The organism is Frankia sp. BMG5.23 (assembly GCF_000685765.2).
Lineage (GTDB): Bacteria > Actinomycetota > Actinomycetes > Frankiales > Frankiaceae > Frankia > Frankia casuarinae.
The window spans coordinates 80,445-97,388 of record NZ_JDWE01000017.1 but is presented as its reverse complement, the minus strand read 5'-3'; the positions used below and the strand labels follow the sequence as shown (position 1 = coordinate 97,388).

Here is a 16,944-nt window from a genome sequence, read left to right as displayed (position 1 = left end):
TTCCTGGTGAGAGCCCGGGTAGCGACCGGTCGGACAGTAAATTCAGGGCCAGCAACCAAGATCAAACGGTTCGGATGCTGGTACACATGGTCCACCACGCAACGTTACGCATCGTATGACCTGCATAAATAGTCATGATCTATCGACTCGATCGACCCGCTCAACCGTGAAATGGCAGGTAGCCGACGCGGTGTGTCGGTTCGAGCCCCGTCTGGTTTCAAAGCAGTCGGTCGCCCTCGGTGACGGTCGTCGATGCGGTTGGCCTGTGTTCTTCAGGTTGGTTATGACCATCAAGTCCTTGAGTCGGCGGTAGCCGTCAGGACGGCTGTGGGGCGTTTCCGGGTGGCCAACCCGACAGTTGCCAGGTGAGCCCACCCATCAGGCCGAGGTTGGTCGTGACTGCCTCGCGGCTACCACGATGCTCGGGGGGCCCGTACTCCGAGCACTCGATAACAAGACGAAACACTGCGTATCCGGGCGTACCGCAACGTGTCGCGCCGTGCCGAAAAATCCGAGGTCACCTGCGCACACACGCCGCCGGACTAGACCGTCGGCCGAACAGTAGGAACGCTTCACCGATCCGGGCGACCGCCACGGTGGTGCAATGTAGTCCCCCCGCTACAATAGTCAGCTCCCGCATGTCCTCTCATAGGGAAGATCGGGCACGCTGCGTCGCCAGTCGTCCTGACTTCGCGGCCGATGAAATCGTGAAGCGCCTCCTTTCGGTCGACGGCTGAATCCTCGCGCGGGTCGCAATTGTTTGTCGCTGGAGGGCGACCGGCCCGCCTGTCCCGCTCGGAATTCGAGGAAATCAGAGCACCACTCGAGGGCGTTCGGTGATATCCCGACTTAGCAGAGTTCTAACGTCTGTTTCCGGGAGTCCGGAGCGGTTGATAAAATCTCCAAAGGAGAGGCCGGTCGTCTCCATGAGTTCTAGTGCGCGCTGTAGAAGCACTGGAACCTCCGGGTTTCCCAGCGGACCCGGCTCTACCTTCCTCCATCCACGTGCAGACAAGGCTTTCCATCCCTGTGCGTAAGTGTGTTCATTCATGACCCCGAGCGTCCTCGCCCTCACCAGAAGGGCTGCAAGCGAGACATGCCATTTTGCTTTCAAATGGAGAAATGCGGGCCAGTCAAGTCGATCTGGGAGTTCGGGTTTGATGTCGTCGGCCGGCATGAGGAACGAAGCGGCGAACTCGTGGGCTTGCCCCTCCGTGGTCTTGTCTCCAATTTCTCCCGAGAATCCGTGCAAAACTAGATGGCCGAGTTCATGGGCTGCATCGAAGCGGGAGCGGTCACGCAGGCCCTTATCGGCACCAAGGGCGACGACGGGTCGGTCAGGGAAATTAACGCAAAATGCGTCCACTTTTTCAATGCTGACGCGAAAACGAACGGCAACGATCCCGTTCGTCTCAAGTAGTCGTACAACATCGAGAACTGGACCCCGTGGCAGGTTCCAATGGCCACGAACCTGAGCTGCCGCTTGCTCGATGTCGGCGGACTGAAGCGGCTGTTTGTCGACCGGAAGGCGTGGCAGGTTGAGGTCGGGCAGCGCGACGTGCTTCTCGAGCTCGAGCGCGAGTTCCCGCGCAAGGTGCACGTAGGCTAGAGCTTGCTGACGATCTCGCGGAGAAGTTGATCGAAGGCTGCGAAAGAACCCTTTGACCTGGTCCTGCGCGGGAGGGCGGGCCGGCGCTGCGAAGAAGCTCGGCGGCACCCGCAACGCGACCGCGAGGCGGCAAAGCGTCGATGTGGCGGGTTTGGTGTGCCCGTTCTCGAACTGGCTGACCGAGGCCGCGGTGACGGAGCCGACTTCTCGCGCCAGCTGCACCTGGGTAAGACCGCGAAGTTCACGCGCCATCCGCAGTCTGGCCCGATCGAACAGGGCCGCGATGTCACCGGGGTCCAGTTGCGGATCGTTCACGTCGCTCGTCTCCGCGCCAGTCGGTGTCCGCCGATCAGCGGACGATTCTCGATCTTGATGCTCCGCTCGCATCTTAGGCACACCTTCGTTACCGGGCGGTCAACTAGCTCGGCCCGAGCAGGACGCGCCCGAGTGAAGTGTGCCGAGTTGCGCCGCTTCCCCGTCGTGTAGTCTACCGATATCTGAGAAGATCTTGTTCAAATCTGAGGTGACCTGCTGTGTGTGGGGGACGGAGTCGAGGGATGAAGCTTCAGGAGTGCGTGCTGTCGGAGAAGGTGGTCGCGGCCGACTCGGCGGAGGCCGCACTGTGGGACGCCATCGTGGTGCCGGAGACGATCAAGGAGCGGTTGCGCAACCACACCTTGTTGTCGCTGCTCGTGCGACCTGATCTGCCGTTCGCGGTGACGGCGTTGCACGGGTTGTGCACGCTCTACGGGCCGCCCGGCACCGGCAAGACCACCCTGGCGCGCGGTCTGCCGGCGCAGGTCGCGCGCTTCGTTCGCGGCGGCGAGGTGCGGCGGATTGAGATCAACCCGCATGGGCTGATGAGCGCCGAGCATGGGCAGTCGCAGCAGCGGGTCAGCGAGCTGCTTGGCGAGTATGTGCCGGGTCTGGCGTCGGACGGGATGCCGACCGTGGTGATCCTGGACGAGGTCGAGTCGATGGCGGTTGCCCGCTCGGCGGCGTCGTTGGCCGCCAACCCGGCCGACGTCCACCGTGCCACCGACGCGGTGCTCACGGCGTTGGATCTCAATGCCGCCGAGCACCCGCACCTGTTCTTCGTCGCGACCAGCAACTTCACCACCGCTCTGGACGAGGCGTTCCTGTCCCGCTCCGACGCCGCCATCCTCGTCCCGTTCCCGGAGCCGGAGGCGCTACGGGAGATCCTGGCCTCCACGCTACTCACACTCGCCGACAAGTACCCGGCCCTGGGTGATCTGGCCCGCTCCTCAGCGATGCGCCGCATCGCCGAGGCCGCAGACGGACTGGACGGCCGCCGCACGCGCAAGGTCGTCTTCGAAGCCCTGGCCCAGCGGATGGAGACGGTGCTCGACCCAGGCAGCCTCACCGAGGACGACTTGGCCGCCGCAGTGCACAACGCCGTTGCGGAGACGCGCCAGCCGGAGGTGTCCCGTGCGGCGCACTAGGGAGGTGGCAGCCTCGCCCGTGCGCAGCGCCAGCGCGACCTGGACGGTAATCACGGACCTCATAGCGGACACCGTGGCGCAGTCCTCCTCACTGTCGCGCGACGAGGCGGGACGGGCGATGTCGGCAGCCGAGGCGGTCGGGCGGATGCTGATCGCGGGAGGGCACCTGAACAAGCACCCGGTCACCCTGGTGGCCGGCAAGGTGCACTGCGAGATCACTACGGTGTCTGGCGCGGCGGCGCTGACCCTGGAGGAGAACCTCAACCCCGTCCCCGGCGCGGCGGGCGCCGACGACTTCATGATCTACCTCCCGTCGCCCGCCCCGCTGCATGAGTCAGGTGAAAGCCGCTGCGGCTGGGCACGCTCGGCTGTCGGACGCTGCCCCGCCCGCTGAGGAGACGAAGGCCGACAGCTCAGGTCCGCTGATCGACCGTGAGGCCCTCCGCCGGGCGGTGACCCAGCGATGACTTCCACCTATACCTACAGCTACACCCGGACCCACACCGCCACGCACCTGACGGACATCATCCTCGGCGCCATCACCGACATCCTTGCCGACCTCGGGATCAACATGGACCGGCTGAACCGCGACTGGGTGCAGAACGAGAACGCGATCAAAGCCTGGGTCGAGGAGGGCTCCCTCGACGCGGTCGTCCTTGAATGTCACCAGCCCTCGGGCGCCGTGGTGCCGGTGGTCGAGTTCCCGGTGTCCTACAACGCCTCCGGTGACGGCAACGCCGAATTCACCGCCTCCCGCGCCCGGCTCGCCCGGTTCCGCGCCAAGCTCGACCGGGTGCCCACCGGCACCACCTACCGACTGTTCTGCACCTTCAACGGGCCCCGCACGCCGCAACCAGGTTGGGGCCCCGGCCAGCGGGCGAGCACCGACGGCCTGCGCGGCATCACTTTCGGCACCCTCGGCTCCGCCCCGCACGCCTCGACCGGCATGCGGTACTACCACGCCTGAGACCACGAGCAGGGACACCGCTATGGCATACATCGACGACGCCTTCGCCAAGCTCAAGCACAATCTGGAGATCACCCAGACCGAGCAGAACCTGGCCAAGGCGCGACACGAGACCATCCGCGACTTCGTCACGTCGCACTGGGACCTCGCTGACGACTTCCTCACCGGTAGCTACCGGCGCGATACCAAGACGAAGAAGCTCAAGGATATCGATATCTTCGTCGTCCTCGACTCCGACGGCTCCCAGGCCGGCTTCCGTGACCAGGCCCCCATCCAGGTCATCAACGCGCTGGAGACCCTGCTGCGCCAGAAGTGGAGCGCCGCCGCCCGCGACGGCATGGCGGTCGTCATCCCCTACGGCGCCGACGACGAAGTCATGTCCATCGACGTGGTCCCCGCCTTCAAACGGAAGGATGGCGGCTACTACATCCCCAATCCCTCAGCGGGCGACTGGATCGCGACCAACCCCAAGCGCCACCACGAGCTGAGCATCGCCAAGAACGCCGACTGCGACGGGAAGTACGTGCCCTTCGTCAAAATGATCAAAGGAATCAACCGTGAACTCGGCGAACCAGTCTCGCCATCCTTCCTGCTGGAGGCCATGGCCCAGTCCCTGGTGAAGCCACCGTTCGGGCGCTACCAGGACGAGATCGTGTTGTTCCTGGCCACCGCCGCCGAACGCATCGGCGATGAATGGCCCGACCCCGCCGGTCTCGGTGGCGAGGTCAACGCCGTCATGAACACGACTCAGAAACTCGCTGCGGCCAACGCGCTCAACCAGGCCCGTGTAATCGCCGAGCGCGCGGTCGACCTGGAGGACGAAGGCCAAGACCGTGCCGCCTACGACGAGTGGAGGAAGCTCTTCGGGAACCGAATGACCAAGCCATGAAACTCTCTACCGGCCCCGCCGGCATCCGTGGGATACCGTCCCGGGCCATCCACGAGCGGCAGCTCGACGACGACATGCTGCTCCTACAGCGTGCCGCGGCGGCAAGCCACCAACGTGGACAGCTCCTCGAAGCCGTCCGCGCCGTCGCAGCCACCGCACTGGCCGCCGCCGGTGTCCTGATCACGCTGATCGGGCATGGCCGGACCGTGGTCTCGATCGTCGGGTTCTTCTGGTTCGTCGTCTCAGCGTTCCTGCTCAAGGGCCTCTCCGGGAACACCGCCCGCCAAGGCGCCCTGCTCCAGGAGATGTTCGACACCGCCCTGTTCCACCTACCATGGCGCGCCACCGTCGCCGGCGACCCGATCCCCGAACCAGACGTCCGCCGCCTCGCACGCCAACTCTCCCGCGGGGGAAAAAAGGACAAACGCATCACCGACGGCTGGTATGACCCCACCCACGACGTCCACCACCCCTACGACGTCTTCATCGCCCAGGAACAGAACCTCGCCTGGGACGCCCGCCTCCGCCGCCGATACAGCCACCTCATCGCCGCCGCAGCAATCCTGTGGACCACCATCGGTCTGATCGCCGGTCTCGCGGTCGCGAACGCCACACTGCTCGACACCCTCCTCAGCTTCTTCGTCCCGTCCCTGGCCGCCTACCAGATCGCCTACGAGATCTGGTCCAGCCAACGCAAGGTGGCCGACGAACGCGAACGACTCGCCAAGGTCGTCAACGCCGAGCTGAACAACGGACGTCCCGGCCCCGTGCTCGACACCGAATGGCACCGCCTACGCAACGTGGCCCGCGACGTACAGGACGGCGTCCTCCGCACCCGTCTAGACCCAGCTCGAGTACCCGAATGGTTCTACAAACGCTTCCGCGACGACGACGAACATGACTTCGGCTACACCGCAGAAGGCCACCGCGTCCGCCTCGCTGAAGACCCTCCCTCATCTACGTAGTTCGGCGGGACGCGCCACGCCCGCCCACCGAACCACTTCAAGCAAGTGAAGTCAGCTCAAACCGGCCCTCCACAGCCAGGCTGCCGGTGTGAAACCGCTGGTCGGCGCTATTCCCATCCTTTGGGACTCTCGCTTTCGGTGCCGGCCGGCGTCGTCGTTGCGCCGGTCCACTATGTCGCGGCTTCCCACCGATCCGACCACGCGCCCGCCTGGCGAGGCTCCAGAGCGGCCACCCAGGGGGCCCGCTCATTGTGACCAGTACTCCAACCGCGATCCGACCCCGAGTTCACGCTTCTGCTGGCTGGCCGGTCGAGGTTGCCTCCGTATGGTAGACAATGCATCTATGACGGTATCGAAATTTGGCGTTAACGCAGTTGACGTGGGCGGAAGGTCGATGCTTCTCACCGTCACCAGCGGCGGTGACGTGATTCATCTGGCTCGCCTGGCGGACTTGGAGTCGTCTGGCCGAGGTGCGGTCCACGACTTCTATTTTGACTCGTCGAGACCGCATCTCTCGCCGACGGCAGCCCACTATGTCAGGGAGGAACTCCTGGCGCCTCGCTGGGCCGAGACCACGCTGTGTGGCAGTGTGTGGGCTGTGATGGTCGGCGGTGAGGGCGGCCCGCTGAGGGAGGACGGCCGGGTGGCCTTCGCCCCGACCTGCCGCCGCTGTCTGACGTTGATCGACCGCTTCTACCCGACGCCGCGCGCGGACCGAAGACTCTCGTTGGTCGCGCAGCTCGCGGCTGATGTCGTCTGCGAACAGGGGTTCGCGGAGGTGCGCAGTGTTCCGGGGGACCAGCAGGCGGAGCTACGGAAGCGGATCCGGAAACTGGTGCGAGCGAGAACTGGTCACGGGAGCAAGACCTTCTCCCTCGAGACCACCATCTACGTGGAATGCCGCGAGATATACGATCAGCACGCATCCGAACACTCTCGCGTGGCGATGGAGGCCCTCAACCAATTTCTTACCGCCGGGGGTGAAGCGCTCTCTCGGCGGCCAGCCGATTGGGTGGTCTCCTGGGAAGCCTGGGACGTCGACTGAGCTGGCGGAGCGTTCGTCGGTGTGGCGATCACCGCCCGGTTCTGCATGGCGGGTCAGGTTCCGGTAGCTCGGCTGGCAGTCGTTGGAAGTTGGGCGTGGTCAGGCCAGTACCGTAGGCTTTGAAGATACTCGAGTGCTTCGGGTTCTTCGGTGAATTGGAGTAGGCCCCCTTCGGTCTTTTCTAGGAGGACGTTCCGTACTTCTGATGGGGTGGCGAAAAAGAACTCGCGGCGCGGGTTCGCGAAGTTCACGCGCCGGTCGGCGAATGCTTGGTGGAGTTCGTTTTCGAGGGTGACAGCGTCTTTGGAGAAATAGAGTGCGTGGACGTCGTACCGGAATGGAACGGAGGCGTCACCGAGCTCGCGGACCCGGTCCATCGGATCGAGGCGTCGGGTCAGGCCGATCTTGACGACGTGCGGGCCGAATACGCCGATGTTGGAGATGACGTAGACGTATCCGGCGCGGATGTTCGCGATCCTGTAGTCGCTCTTCTCGATGGCCTGATCGATGTCCGCCAGTCGGCCAGCGAGTTCGTCTGCAGCAGCGTCGTCGCCCTGGGCGCGGAGAGTTTCGAGCGCGCTTGCGTAGTGGGCACGTTCCTTCTTGAGGCGTTCCTTCTCGGTGGCGAGTTCCTCTTGAGCTTTGCGTTCCTCGGCTAGCTGTGCGCGTCGCTCCCGCTCTCTCTGTCGTTCTTCTTGGATCTTCATTCGGAAGTCGGCGGTGAGTTCGAGTTCGGCGATCCGTAGGGAGTGGTAGTCAGGATTGATCCGCATCTCCATGATCGCGCCGAGCTTCTCGATCGACGCCACGGTTCGTTCCAGCCGCTTCTTGGCGGTTGTGATGTTGCCGGCGCGCAAGGAGCGGACGCAGTTGGCTGCCTCGGCGTTGTAGGCGAGCAGCATCAGCTTGGACAGGTCGGCGACGAGTCGGCGCCCCTTGGCGAGCGAGCCGTTGAAGGTGAACAGATCCGCGGCAAGGATCGCCGTGCCGGACTTCACAAACTCGGCGATATGCGTGTCGATCTCTTCAAGGCGTCCCTTATAGGCGGCGGCGTTCTCGAGCGGGTGGTGATATCGGTATATGCCAACGTCCTGGAGGGCCCGCTGATCGCTGAGCTCGATGATCTCACGGGAGCCAGCCTGGGTAGCGGCGAGCGCCTTCTCTAGTTCAGTGATGCGAGCCATCAGCGCGGCGCTGTCGACCGGCATCTCGCTGGTCTCGGATCCGGATGACATGGATGCGCCTTCGAGCGAGAACTCCTGGACTCCGGGTTCCGATCGGATGAGAAGGTCGTCGCCGGTCCCGAGCGACGTGACGGTGGGCCCCGGAAGCCAGAGCTGCCATCCGTGGGGCGGCCTGGGCCAAGATGGGTCTGGAACCCAACCTGGTGGGGGAGTCCAGCCTTCGGGGGGTGTGGGCCAGCCTGGCGGTGGGTTGAACCGCATGGTCACTGCCCACGCTGCCTGATGCCGCGGGAGGCGTCGGCGGGCTTGAGAGTGAACGGCGAAGGGGACAGCGCCGCGCCGAGGTACTCGAGGGTCTTCTGAGGGACGATCTCGTCCTGGTCGAGCCGGAACTTGCGGAACGTTGCGCGGTCTGCAGCGACGATCGCGAGCGGGATGGTCTCCGGAAGCCCGGTCGCAGGCGAGATCCGGTCGACCCCGACCGTCAGGGCAATCGAGTGGATCTTTCCTTGGCGGTCGGCGCCGAAGACGTCGTGCAGCGTGCGTACGGCGGTCTGGAAGACGGCGCTCGCGTAGCGGTCCTTCTGGACCGTCGCCGGCAGCTTGGTCGACGAGATCTCGTCCTTCCTCGGGGCGTACTTGTACTCCTTGACCGAGGGGACTGCGGATGGTTCAGGGACAGCGGCTGCCAGACGCAGCTCCCTGCTGGAGAGATCGAACTCGTAGTCGTGAGTGACTGGAAATGCATCCGGGTAGGCGGAGTTCGACAGGACGATCCCGACGTACTCGCGGATCGCCGCCTCGACGTCGAAGGCGAGATCATTGATCAGTCTGGTGAGTCCCCGGTTCCGCTCGTCGGCGTCGGCGTCTCTCCGACGACACGCTTCGACGTGGACCGCCCGCGCCGCGGCGAGCTTCGCCAGGCGAGCGTCCTCGGCACGCTGCCGCTGGTCCAGAGCGGAGACATGCGCCGTCCGTATCGCTGACACCTGTTCCCGCCACCGCCGCAGCGCCTGCTCGTGCGTGGTCTGAGCTTGAGCGATCGCCTGGGCATGTTTTTTCTTCGCCCCGAATAGGACTCCCGGTACTTGCGGCTCCTGGTAGACGGGTTCCGCCGGGTACACAGGAGCAGCAACGGGCGGTGTCGGGACTGCGAGAGCACCGGGCTCGAACGGTGGATGCACGACGGTCGTGACTTTCAAAGCCTCGAGATCAACATAGCTGTCGACCAGGAGCGCCGTGGCCAGAATGCCGTCGATCTCTTCGAATGTGCTCGCGAGATCGGCATTCAGCGAACCGACCTCGCTCAATCGCGCCGCGACGTACAGCAGGCCCGCTTCCTTCAGCAAGCGGGCCTGTTCTTTCGTGGACGCCTTGGCCGCCGCGGCGGCTGCGCGCTCAGCGGCCCGAGCCTTCTGCGCGGCTTCCTTTTCAGCGGCAAGGAGTGCACGGTGGGCCGCAGCCCTCTGCTGCCGCTGCCGCTTCTCGGCCTGCGCTGCCTGGTACTGCAACTCGGCGAATAGCCCCCGCCGCGTGGCCACCGGCACCCCCTCCGAACCAGGAACAACCTTGCGCTCAGCTACCGTATCCTCACGTTCCGACGATTTCTCGCGGTCACGACAGATCGAGACTGGTTATCCCGCGAGGCTCCGGTGGACGCCGCCGCCCCTTCCGGCCCCGGACCGCCGCGTCTCCAGCACGCGTTGGAATCCGGACAGTTCAGCGGGTCAACCGTCTTCGTAGCGGCCGGCATCTGGACAGTGCTGGCGCGCTGACCCTTGAGCACGGCGGGCCCGTCAGTGTCCTTGAAGACGGGAGGGCATCGACGGGTGCTGACAAGGAAGCCTGCCCAGATGGTCGTTGATCAGGCAGCATGCGAACCATCGACGGCGGACCGGCCCTCCGGGTGACGCCCCTACTCGGCGATCTTCCTGGCCTCCGAGTGGAACATTCGAACTTCGCGGGCTCGGCGGACAGGTTGAGCTCGCCGGACCGGGCAAGCTTGGGACGACGAGCCATCGTGGGTTGCGGAGGCTGTCCGGAGCGCAGCCACGGGGCAGATAGACCAGGGCCGTAGAGATCTGACGGTGATCTGACAGAAGTTGCATACGCAACAACAGTCAGATCACCGTCAGATCATCTTCTGGCTGATGTGGGATCCTCCGCTTAATAGCGAGACTTGCCTGCAGGTCTCCACCGGGTGCGAGACAGCTTCACCTCCCGGCACAGTGGCGATGAGATTTCTCGTGGGCCAGTTCTGGCGAGCCCTGGGGGTCCAGAGCTGTCCACCACCGTCCGCCAGGCATTGGGGGCAGATACTCGGCCCCAGCGCAGGCCCGGAACGCTGCCCAGTGGAGCTGTTCCCGAGCATGGCCGTTGCGGTGGGTCATGTCTGACCTGGCCTCGTGACGGTGCCTTCTCTCGGGCGGGGTATGGCGCGGCGGAGAAGATGTGTGGCGCGGATACGCAGCAGCCCCGCATGATCGATACCGGTGCCGGAGGGGACGGTGTCGAGTAGCTCGGCGATGACGGCCAGTTCGGCGTACCGGCCGCTCTCGGTGGAGAGCGCGTCTGCGAAGCGCGCCTGAACCTGTGCGGCGAGCGTTGGCATGAGCAAGCTGTGGCAGTAGAGGGCGGCGGCGTCGTAGCCGGAGGGTGCCAGGCCCCAGCCTTCCCAATCGATCATGCAGAGGGTGGGGCCGCAGAGGTTGGCCCAGTGCAGGTCTCCGTGCGCGGTTACCCACGGTGCGGGCGCCTCGGTGGTGATCGGTTCGCCGAGCATCCTGGGCATGACGTCGTCGAGGTAGGACTGCTCGATGGTGCGCCGGTCGGTGGAGACCGTGGCGAGGATGCGGAAGGAACGGCGCAGTGCCTGGAACCATTGCCCTTTCGGTGAGTCGGTGAGCCGCCGCGGCACGGTCGTGACGGCGAGAGGTCGGACGTGGACACGGTCGTATAGCTCGGCGCGGTAGTCCCAGCCGTCGTGGTGATGGTCGTGGATCGCGCGTAGCGCTGGGCGTGGGATGGATGCTGGCAGCGCCTGCTGTGCGGTGCGTCCGCCGTCCCAGAACGTGGTGATCTGCTGTCCGGCTTCGGTGGCGGCGATCCGTAGCCAGCCTGGGCTGTCGGGGGTCATTACCGGTCGGCCGAGGGTTCGTCCGGCGAAGCCCCACGCTTCCTCAGCCTGGGTCCGGTCGACCGTGACCCGGAGGGCGGCGCTGGCGCGTTCGTGCGCTGCGCGCATGCGGGTGACGGTGTCTGCGTCGTTCGGCGGCGGCCACATCAGCGTGCCTGCGGCGTTAGCGCTTCGGGGAGTGCGGGAGCGCGGAGGATTGTCTCGCGCGCTGTGGCGGCGAGTACGCCCTGGGTCTCGGCATTCAGGCCGAGGCGGTTCCAGTGGAAGATCACATGGTGGCCGAGGACGTCGCGTAGCCCGCGGCGCAGGGTCCCGGCGTATGCGGCCTGGCCAAGGGCCCGACCGGCATTGTGAAAGGCGCTGGCCCAGATTCCCAGGTTGGCCAGCGGTCGGTCCGCGCCGAACAGGTCGCCTGCCGGGTCGGTGTCGGCGGTCAGCAGCCTGCGTAGAGCGGTGGCCAGCCGTTGAATTTCAGCAGCGGTGGGTGATGTTGCTGGTGGAGGGCGTAGGCGGCTGACGCGGTCGAAGACGTCGCCGCGTTCGTACCAGTCCAGGCCCGCGGTGCGCATGAGTGTGCCGATCAACAGTATCGACAGTTCGCGGCGGCCGAGAGTCGGCGGGGTCCTGCTGGTGATCTCGCTGTGGATGCGGTCGAGGACGTGCCCGCTGTCGGCGGTGAACAGCCGGTGCGCGACGTCGGTGCCGATCTCGCCGCCGAGGGCGTACTCCTCCGGCTCGTAGATCCCTTCCGTCCAGGTGTGGATCGTTCCGGCCGCGGTCAGGTCGTCGAAGGCGGGGCGGAGGGTGGCACGGAGCTCCGCCACAGATTGGCCGCTGGCTGGGGAGAGCCGTAGCCGCCAGTCGGGCGACTTGCGCACGAACCACCAGGAGTCGACAGAGTCGGTGGCCTGGGCGTGGCGCAGGACGGGTGCCAGGTGGGTGGCTGCGGCGGTCTCTGCGTCCGCTGGGTCGGGGAACGTGACGCGTACCTGGAACCAGGCGGCGCCTTGGACTGCGAGCGCGGCGCGACCTGCCGCCTGGTAGGTGGCTACGGCTGCGGCGAGCTGGTCGGGAGGCAAGGCGGCATGGGCTGCCGCAGTGGGTAGCGGGATGCCGGCCAGCACCGCGAGTACGGCCTGTTCGGTGCCGATGTCTCGGCTGGGGACGGTCAGTGGATCAGCAGGCATCTGTCCCATCCGGTGGCCGGTGCGCCGGTGGCGACGCTGTGGAGGACGAGGGCGATGCCGGCGTCTCCTTCGAGGAGCCCATCAGCCCGCCCGCTGCTCGAAAGGGCGCAGAGCAGGAGGGAAGCGGCGAGTGTCGGCAGGTGGCGGCTGAGGGTCTCGGTGGTGGCGTCGGCGGCGGCGCGGGCGACGGTTTGGTAGAGGCCTGCCCATCCGTGGCACAGTCCGGCTTCGGTGAGGTGGGCGAGTTGGGTGGAGTCGGTGAGGCAGGCTGCGAGTGCCTGTTCGGCGGCGTTCTGGCGGGTGGTGTCACCGACGGCGATGCCGGCGAGTTGGAGGGCGCGGGCGATTCCGGGGGTGCCATAGCACCAGCTCGGACGGGCGGGGCCGGGCTGGGCCGGTCTCGCGGCCTGCTGATCGGCGCGGGTGATCCACTGTGGCCAGGACGGACCGCTGGGGGAGTCGTGGCGCCATTGGTCATAGAAGGCGCACAGTGCGTTGATGGCGTTGGTCTGGCCGTGGACGCGTATCCCGGCGCGTGTGGCGAGCGAGAGCAGGGCCAGTGGGCCGGCGGCGCCGTGGGCCATGCCGAGGTTGGCGTGTCCACCGGCGAATTCGGCAGTGTTGCCCTGGGACGGGTCGTGGCTGCACCACCAGCCGGGGAGTTCCTCTCCGTCGAGGTTGAGAGGTGTGGTGAGGCGGACGAGGTAGGTGAGGATGCGGCCGAGGGCGTCGTCGCCGGGGGCGTGGGCGAGGAGGTGGGCGCCAATGCCGGTGAGCCCGCTGATGACGTCGTACTCGGTGAACTGGACCGGTTCGCCTCGGTCGATGCGGGCGTTGGCGGCGTCAACGCGGCGGTGGGCGATGGTGGCGACGGTCTGATCGAGCGCGGTGCGCGCGGCGGTGTAGCGGCGGGTCTGTCCGGCGGCGGTGTGGACGGCGAAGGCGACCGCCGGAGCGCCGGCGTAGAGAGAGCTGTTCGTCGCCACGCTGAGGTGGCCGGCGGTGGCTGCGGTCAGCCACGTCTGGACGGACTCCCAGTGCTCGGCGTTGGCGTGCGCTCGTTCGGCGTACAGGAGTGCGATGCCGGCCGCTCCGTCGGCGAGCGACTGCGCGGTCTGCCCGAGCTCGTGACAGGCCGGGTTGGTGAGGCTGGCTGCGGTGGCGGCGGACTGGTCGTGGTCGATCATGAGACGGTCGCCTTGGTGGTTGCGAGGGCGCGTGCGGCTGTGGCTCGGGCGAGGGCGATGCAGGTCTGTTCGGCTGCGGGGTTCAGGCCGAGAGTTCGGACGGCGTGCAGGTGCAGCAGAGAGGCCAACGCTTGGTCAGGTGGGCGCTGTGCGGCGAGGGCGTTTCGGTAGGCGGCCAGTGCTGTGGCTCGCGTCTGCCAGGCGGACAGCACGGCGTCGGCCCCGAGAACGGCCCGCAGATGGGCGAAGCCATCTGTGGGGTTGGCCAGGTGTAGCGCGACGGTGCGTTCCGCCCGTGGGACGCGGGCAGGCTCGTGGGGCAGCACGTCGCAAAGCCATCGCATGCCGGTGGAAGACGCCCCGGTGAAGGCGATGGCCATGTCGACCAGGCCGGCGACGGTGAGCGCTCCGACGGGCACGCGGGCGCTCGCGGCGAGACGGCGGGTTGCGAGGGCGGCGGCGGAGTCGTTGGAGAAGACGGCTTCGGCGGCGGTCATCGCCGGGCCGTAGCCGTAGCGGCCGGTTTCCGGTTGGTAGGTGTCGAGGTGGAGGTGCGACAGCAGTCCGGCCTCGCGCTGCGTCGCAGCCCAGGTTCCCAGGCGAGTGGCCGTCAACCCGTAGCCGCGGGGCTCGTTGACGGCGAGGCGTAGCCGCAGGTGGGGCTCGGTGTCCCGGTACGGCAGGAACCACCACGCGGGCGGGTCGGGCCACGCGTCCAAGAGGTCGTGGAGGCGGGCGAGGAGATCGGTGGCCCGGTCGGGGTGGCCGTAGAGCCGGGCCGACAGCCACGGCGACACACCGGGTAGCTGGGCATCCGACCGAGCAGCGGGCACGGTTGCCGCGAGGCGCTCCGGTGCCGGCCCCGGCAGGGGCGCGGTGGTGGTGGCCAGCGGGATGACCAGTTCGTGGGCGTGGCCGGCGAGCCAGCCGAAGGCTTCTGGAGCGGCGTCCTCGTCGAGCCGGGCGGAGCCGTGCCGGTGCAGGTGATCGCGTAGCAGGGCGAGATGGGCGTCGACGTGCAGATCGAGGCGCAATCGGTTGTCGGTCTCGACGAGCTGGACCCGCGTGGGCACTGGGATCGTGCCGCCCCAGCGGGCCAGCGCCTCGCGCCATTCCTGCGCCGACTCGGCGCGGCTGGGCAGGTCGGCAGCTGTGAGATTCCAGTGGGCCGGGGCGAGCACGGTGCGCCGATGGACGAGTCGGGGAAGGAACGGCAGCCCACCGGCAGCGCCCCAGGAGAAGGGGATGGAGACGGCGACGCGGGCGGTGGGTAGCTCGCACAGGAACCGTGTCAGCGGGTGGGTGTGGTACTGGAACTCCACTGCGTGCGCGGCGGACGGCTCGACGAGACGCCGGTCGGGCAGCGACACCAGATACAGCCCCTCAGCGTCGGCACCGACAGCCAGGTCGGCTGGGCGCAGCACGCCTGGGCCGGCGTCGTGATGCTCGGCAAGCGTGATCACCGTGTCGGCGAGCCGCGGCGATCGGGCCACGCCGACGGTGGCCGTGGGAAGCGGCGGACAGGACACCTGCGCGGTCGTCGCGCCGGCCCGCATGGTGGGCAGGGCGGCGTAGGTGTCGCGGAACCGGTCGAAGGACGCGGAGTCGAGCAGGTGCAGGAATCGGCCAGTGGTGGTTGCGGCGGCGCGCCCGCCGCCGGTCACACGCAGGGTGAACAGGCCGCGGGACAAGGCCGGCAGGTCGTTGGCGTGGACCTCGGCGAGGAGTTCGGCGTGCGGTGGAACCCGGGCCGGTGCGGTGTCGCCGGCGAGAGCCGCGATGTCGGCGTCGCCGAGGCGTGCCTCGAGCGCGCCGTCCAGGGCCGCCCGCTGCGTGAGGGCGGCCAGGCGCTGATCGCGGGCCGCGTTCCCGCGGGGGCGGTGGGAGCGTGTGGAGCCGCGGAAGGTGGCGGGCAGACCGAGGCCGGTGTCAGGGTTGACGGCTTCCAGCAGTGGGACGAGGGCGGCGGGGCCGTAGCGTTCGAGGAAAGCTTCGTGCCAGTCCGCCCACTCCGGGGGAACGGCGGTCGGCCCTGTGAGCCGGGCGAGCGCCCGAGCGGCGGCCCCAGCCTCCTCGGCGACAGCCGCCGGCAGGACCACGTCCGCGTTCAACACGAGGCCTACGTCGAGGTCCGGGTCAGCGCTGGGAACAACGCGCCGTTGAAGCGCCTCTGCCTGCGTGCGCAGCGTGCGACGGTGCGAGGCGGAGCGCGTGTTGTCGTGGTGGGCGAGCAGGTCTTGTAGGTCGCGGATCACGTTGAGACGGCCGGCGAGTGGGGGCAGGTCGTCAATCCGGGCTGCGGCCAGCTGGTCGGCGACTTCACTGAGTGGATCGGTGATGGTTGTCGCCGGGCGTAGGGGCGTGTGCAGGAACCGGCGGCGGACCAACTCGATCACCATAGTCTCGATCTGGCCGGCGGCGGGAGCGGGTTTGTCGGCGGCGAGGCGAGCGACCAGCTCGGGGACGGGCCGCGAGCTGACCGCGTGGAGCAACGCCGCCTCCACAGCCCGGGTGCGGCGCACCGACACCTCGACCACCGACTCCGGCCCGGCGTCGTCGCCGGACCGGGCGACAGGGCCGATGAACAGTCGGTCGCCTCGGGCGACTGGTATTCCGTCGGCAGCAACCGGCGGCCGCCGCAGCAGCGTGTCGAACGCTTCCAGGTCGTCGGCGAGCGTGGCGAGCCAGGCGCCGCCCGGCCGGGCGTGAACCCGATGGTCGTCGCCGAGCCGGACGCGGGCCCGCGGGCCGAAATCCGCGGGCCCGACACCGGCGAACAGGCCGAATGGAGTGGCGCGCCCGGTCATCCGCAGTACGTAGCGGGCTGTCGCAGTGACAGCCCGCCGGGCGGTCCGCCGATCGTGGCACTGCCCGTCGAGGACCGATGCGACCCGCGCCGCCAGTGAAGGGCTGGCGAGTGTCATCGCGTCGGCGAACACGGGCCGTGCCCAGATGTCCCGCAGCCAATCCGTCCAGCCGGCTACTGCGCTGTCGGTGGTGTCGTCGAGGTCTGGCCATGGGGGCAGGTCGACATCGGTGGGGACCACGGCCATCCGTAGCAGCGGAACGTCAAGGCTGCGGTACATCACGCACCTCTCAGCGGCGGAGGTTCAGTTCTGCTTGCAGCTGGTGCAGGCCGACGAGCAGGTCTTGCCGCAGTTGTCGCTGGTGGAGCGCAGCAGCTCGGGGATGACGGGTCCGCCGTCGACGATCTCGACGTCTAGGTCGTAGTCGCCGGCGAGGGGGAGCGGGGCCGGGGCGGTTGTGTGGGCAGGAGTCATGGCGATGCCTTTCCTTCGGAAGGGGTGGTGA

At 67.4% G+C, this 16,944-nt stretch carries 14 protein-coding genes; 6 read left to right on the top strand and 8 right to left on the bottom strand.

Annotated features, from left to right (window positions below; genetic code table 11):
• Positions 1 to 811: 811 nt before the first annotated feature.
• Complete coding sequence (locus BMG523DRAFT_RS22980; protein ID WP_035941257.1) at positions 812 to 1,924, bottom strand: ImmA/IrrE family metallo-endopeptidase; 1,113 nt, start codon at positions 1,922 to 1,924, stop codon at positions 812 to 814.
• Between the two features lie 242 nt (positions 1,925 to 2,166).
• On the opposite strand from BMG523DRAFT_RS22980, the gene BMG523DRAFT_RS10535 reads away from it, so the two are divergent.
• From BMG523DRAFT_RS10535 to BMG523DRAFT_RS10510, 6 genes are all read left to right on the top strand, one after another.
• Positions 2,167 to 3,072, top strand: coding sequence for an AAA family ATPase (locus BMG523DRAFT_RS10535; RefSeq protein WP_023840428.1), 906 nt, complete (start codon positions 2,167 to 2,169; stop codon positions 3,070 to 3,072).
• Positions 3,059 to 3,466, top strand: a complete 408-nt coding sequence (locus BMG523DRAFT_RS10530) for a hypothetical protein (RefSeq protein WP_023840429.1) — start codon at positions 3,059 to 3,061, stop codon at positions 3,464 to 3,466. The genes BMG523DRAFT_RS10535 and BMG523DRAFT_RS10530 overlap by 14 nt, the downstream gene beginning before the upstream one ends.
• A gap of 69 nt (positions 3,467 to 3,535) precedes the next feature.
• Positions 3,536 to 4,039, top strand: coding sequence for a hypothetical protein (locus BMG523DRAFT_RS10525; RefSeq protein ID WP_023840430.1), 504 nt, complete (start codon positions 3,536 to 3,538; stop codon positions 4,037 to 4,039).
• A gap of 22 nt (positions 4,040 to 4,061) precedes the next feature.
• The gene (locus tag BMG523DRAFT_RS10520) at positions 4,062 to 4,928 is read left to right on the top strand and encodes a CBASS oligonucleotide cyclase (RefSeq protein WP_023840431.1); all 867 of its coding nucleotides are present in this window, start codon (positions 4,062 to 4,064) and stop codon (positions 4,926 to 4,928) included.
• Complete coding sequence (locus BMG523DRAFT_RS10515) at positions 4,925 to 5,893, top strand: S-4TM family putative pore-forming effector (protein WP_023840432.1); 969 nt, start codon at positions 4,925 to 4,927, stop codon at positions 5,891 to 5,893. The genes BMG523DRAFT_RS10520 and BMG523DRAFT_RS10515 overlap by 4 nt, the downstream gene beginning before the upstream one ends.
• A 325-nt stretch (positions 5,894 to 6,218) precedes the next feature.
• Positions 6,219 to 6,938 (top strand): hypothetical protein, encoded by a 720-nt coding sequence (locus tag BMG523DRAFT_RS10510; protein WP_134351952.1) that lies wholly within the window; start codon positions 6,219 to 6,221, stop codon positions 6,936 to 6,938.
• 53 nt (positions 6,939 to 6,991) lie between these two features.
• Here BMG523DRAFT_RS10510 and BMG523DRAFT_RS10505 read toward each other — a convergent pair whose 3' ends face one another.
• The 7 genes from BMG523DRAFT_RS10505 to BMG523DRAFT_RS22975 all read right to left on the bottom strand — a co-directional run bounded on the left by BMG523DRAFT_RS10505 (position 6,992) and on the right by BMG523DRAFT_RS22975 (position 16,913).
• Entirely contained in the window at positions 6,992 to 8,146 is a 1,155-nt protein-coding gene (locus BMG523DRAFT_RS10505; protein WP_200875397.1) for a DUF4041 domain-containing protein, read from the bottom strand.
• 239 nt (positions 8,147 to 8,385) lie between these two features.
• Complete coding sequence (locus BMG523DRAFT_RS10500; RefSeq protein WP_043591036.1) at positions 8,386 to 9,663, bottom strand: hypothetical protein; 1,278 nt, start codon at positions 9,661 to 9,663, stop codon at positions 8,386 to 8,388.
• Between the two features lie 845 nt (positions 9,664 to 10,508).
• Positions 10,509 to 11,366 carry a hypothetical protein gene (locus BMG523DRAFT_RS10495; RefSeq protein WP_235463051.1) on the bottom strand — a complete coding sequence of 286 codons (858 nt, stop codon included), beginning with the start codon at positions 11,364 to 11,366 and terminating at the stop codon, positions 10,509 to 10,511.
• Positions 11,367 to 11,404: 38 nt separating this feature from the next.
• Positions 11,405 to 12,445, bottom strand: a complete 1,041-nt coding sequence (locus BMG523DRAFT_RS10490) for a thiopeptide-type bacteriocin biosynthesis protein (RefSeq protein WP_035910137.1) — start codon at positions 12,443 to 12,445, stop codon at positions 11,405 to 11,407.
• On the bottom strand, positions 12,427 to 13,632 hold the full coding sequence (locus BMG523DRAFT_RS10485; protein ID WP_043591020.1) for a lanthionine synthetase C family protein: 1,206 nt from the start codon (positions 13,630 to 13,632) through the stop codon (positions 12,427 to 12,429). The genes BMG523DRAFT_RS10490 and BMG523DRAFT_RS10485 overlap by 19 nt, the downstream gene beginning before the upstream one ends.
• Positions 13,629 to 16,718 carry a lantibiotic dehydratase gene (locus BMG523DRAFT_RS10480; RefSeq protein ID WP_043591019.1) on the bottom strand — a complete coding sequence of 1,030 codons (3,090 nt, stop codon included), beginning with the start codon at positions 16,716 to 16,718 and terminating at the stop codon, positions 13,629 to 13,631. The genes BMG523DRAFT_RS10485 and BMG523DRAFT_RS10480 overlap by 4 nt, the downstream gene beginning before the upstream one ends.
• A gap of 24 nt (positions 16,719 to 16,742) precedes the next feature.
• Positions 16,743 to 16,913, bottom strand: coding sequence for an FxLD family lanthipeptide (locus tag BMG523DRAFT_RS22975; RefSeq protein ID WP_023840439.1), 171 nt, complete (start codon positions 16,911 to 16,913; stop codon positions 16,743 to 16,745).
• Positions 16,914 to 16,944 lie beyond the last annotated feature (31 nt).

Coding starts and splice junctions, on each gene's coding strand:
- BMG523DRAFT_RS10535 (WP_023840428.1), top strand. CDS start 2,167: ATGAAGCTTCAGGAGTGCGTGCTGTCGGAGAAGGTGGTCGCGGCCGAC.
- BMG523DRAFT_RS10525 (WP_023840430.1), top strand. CDS start 3,536: ATGACTTCCACCTATACCTACAGCTACACCCGGACCCACACCGCCACG.
- BMG523DRAFT_RS10520 (WP_023840431.1), top strand. CDS start 4,062: ATGGCATACATCGACGACGCCTTCGCCAAGCTCAAGCACAATCTGGAG.
- BMG523DRAFT_RS10515 (WP_023840432.1), top strand. CDS start 4,925: ATGAAACTCTCTACCGGCCCCGCCGGCATCCGTGGGATACCGTCCCGG.
- BMG523DRAFT_RS10510 (WP_134351952.1), top strand. CDS start 6,219: ATGGTAGACAATGCATCTATGACGGTATCGAAATTTGGCGTTAACGCA.
- BMG523DRAFT_RS10505 (WP_200875397.1), bottom strand. CDS start 8,146: ATGCCGGTCGACAGCGCCGCGCTGATGGCTCGCATCACTGAACTAGAG.
- BMG523DRAFT_RS10495 (WP_235463051.1), bottom strand. CDS start 11,366: ATGCGCGCAGCGCACGAACGCGCCAGCGCCGCCCTCCGGGTCACGGTC.
- BMG523DRAFT_RS10490 (WP_035910137.1), bottom strand. CDS start 12,445: ATGCCTGCTGATCCACTGACCGTCCCCAGCCGAGACATCGGCACCGAA.
- BMG523DRAFT_RS10485 (WP_043591020.1), bottom strand. CDS start 13,632: ATGATCGACCACGACCAGTCCGCCGCCACCGCAGCCAGCCTCACCAAC.
- BMG523DRAFT_RS10480 (WP_043591019.1), bottom strand. CDS start 16,718: ATGTACCGCAGCCTTGACGTTCCGCTGCTACGGATGGCCGTGGTCCCC.
- BMG523DRAFT_RS22975 (WP_023840439.1), bottom strand. CDS start 16,913: ATGACTCCTGCCCACACAACCGCCCCGGCCCCGCTCCCCCTCGCCGGC.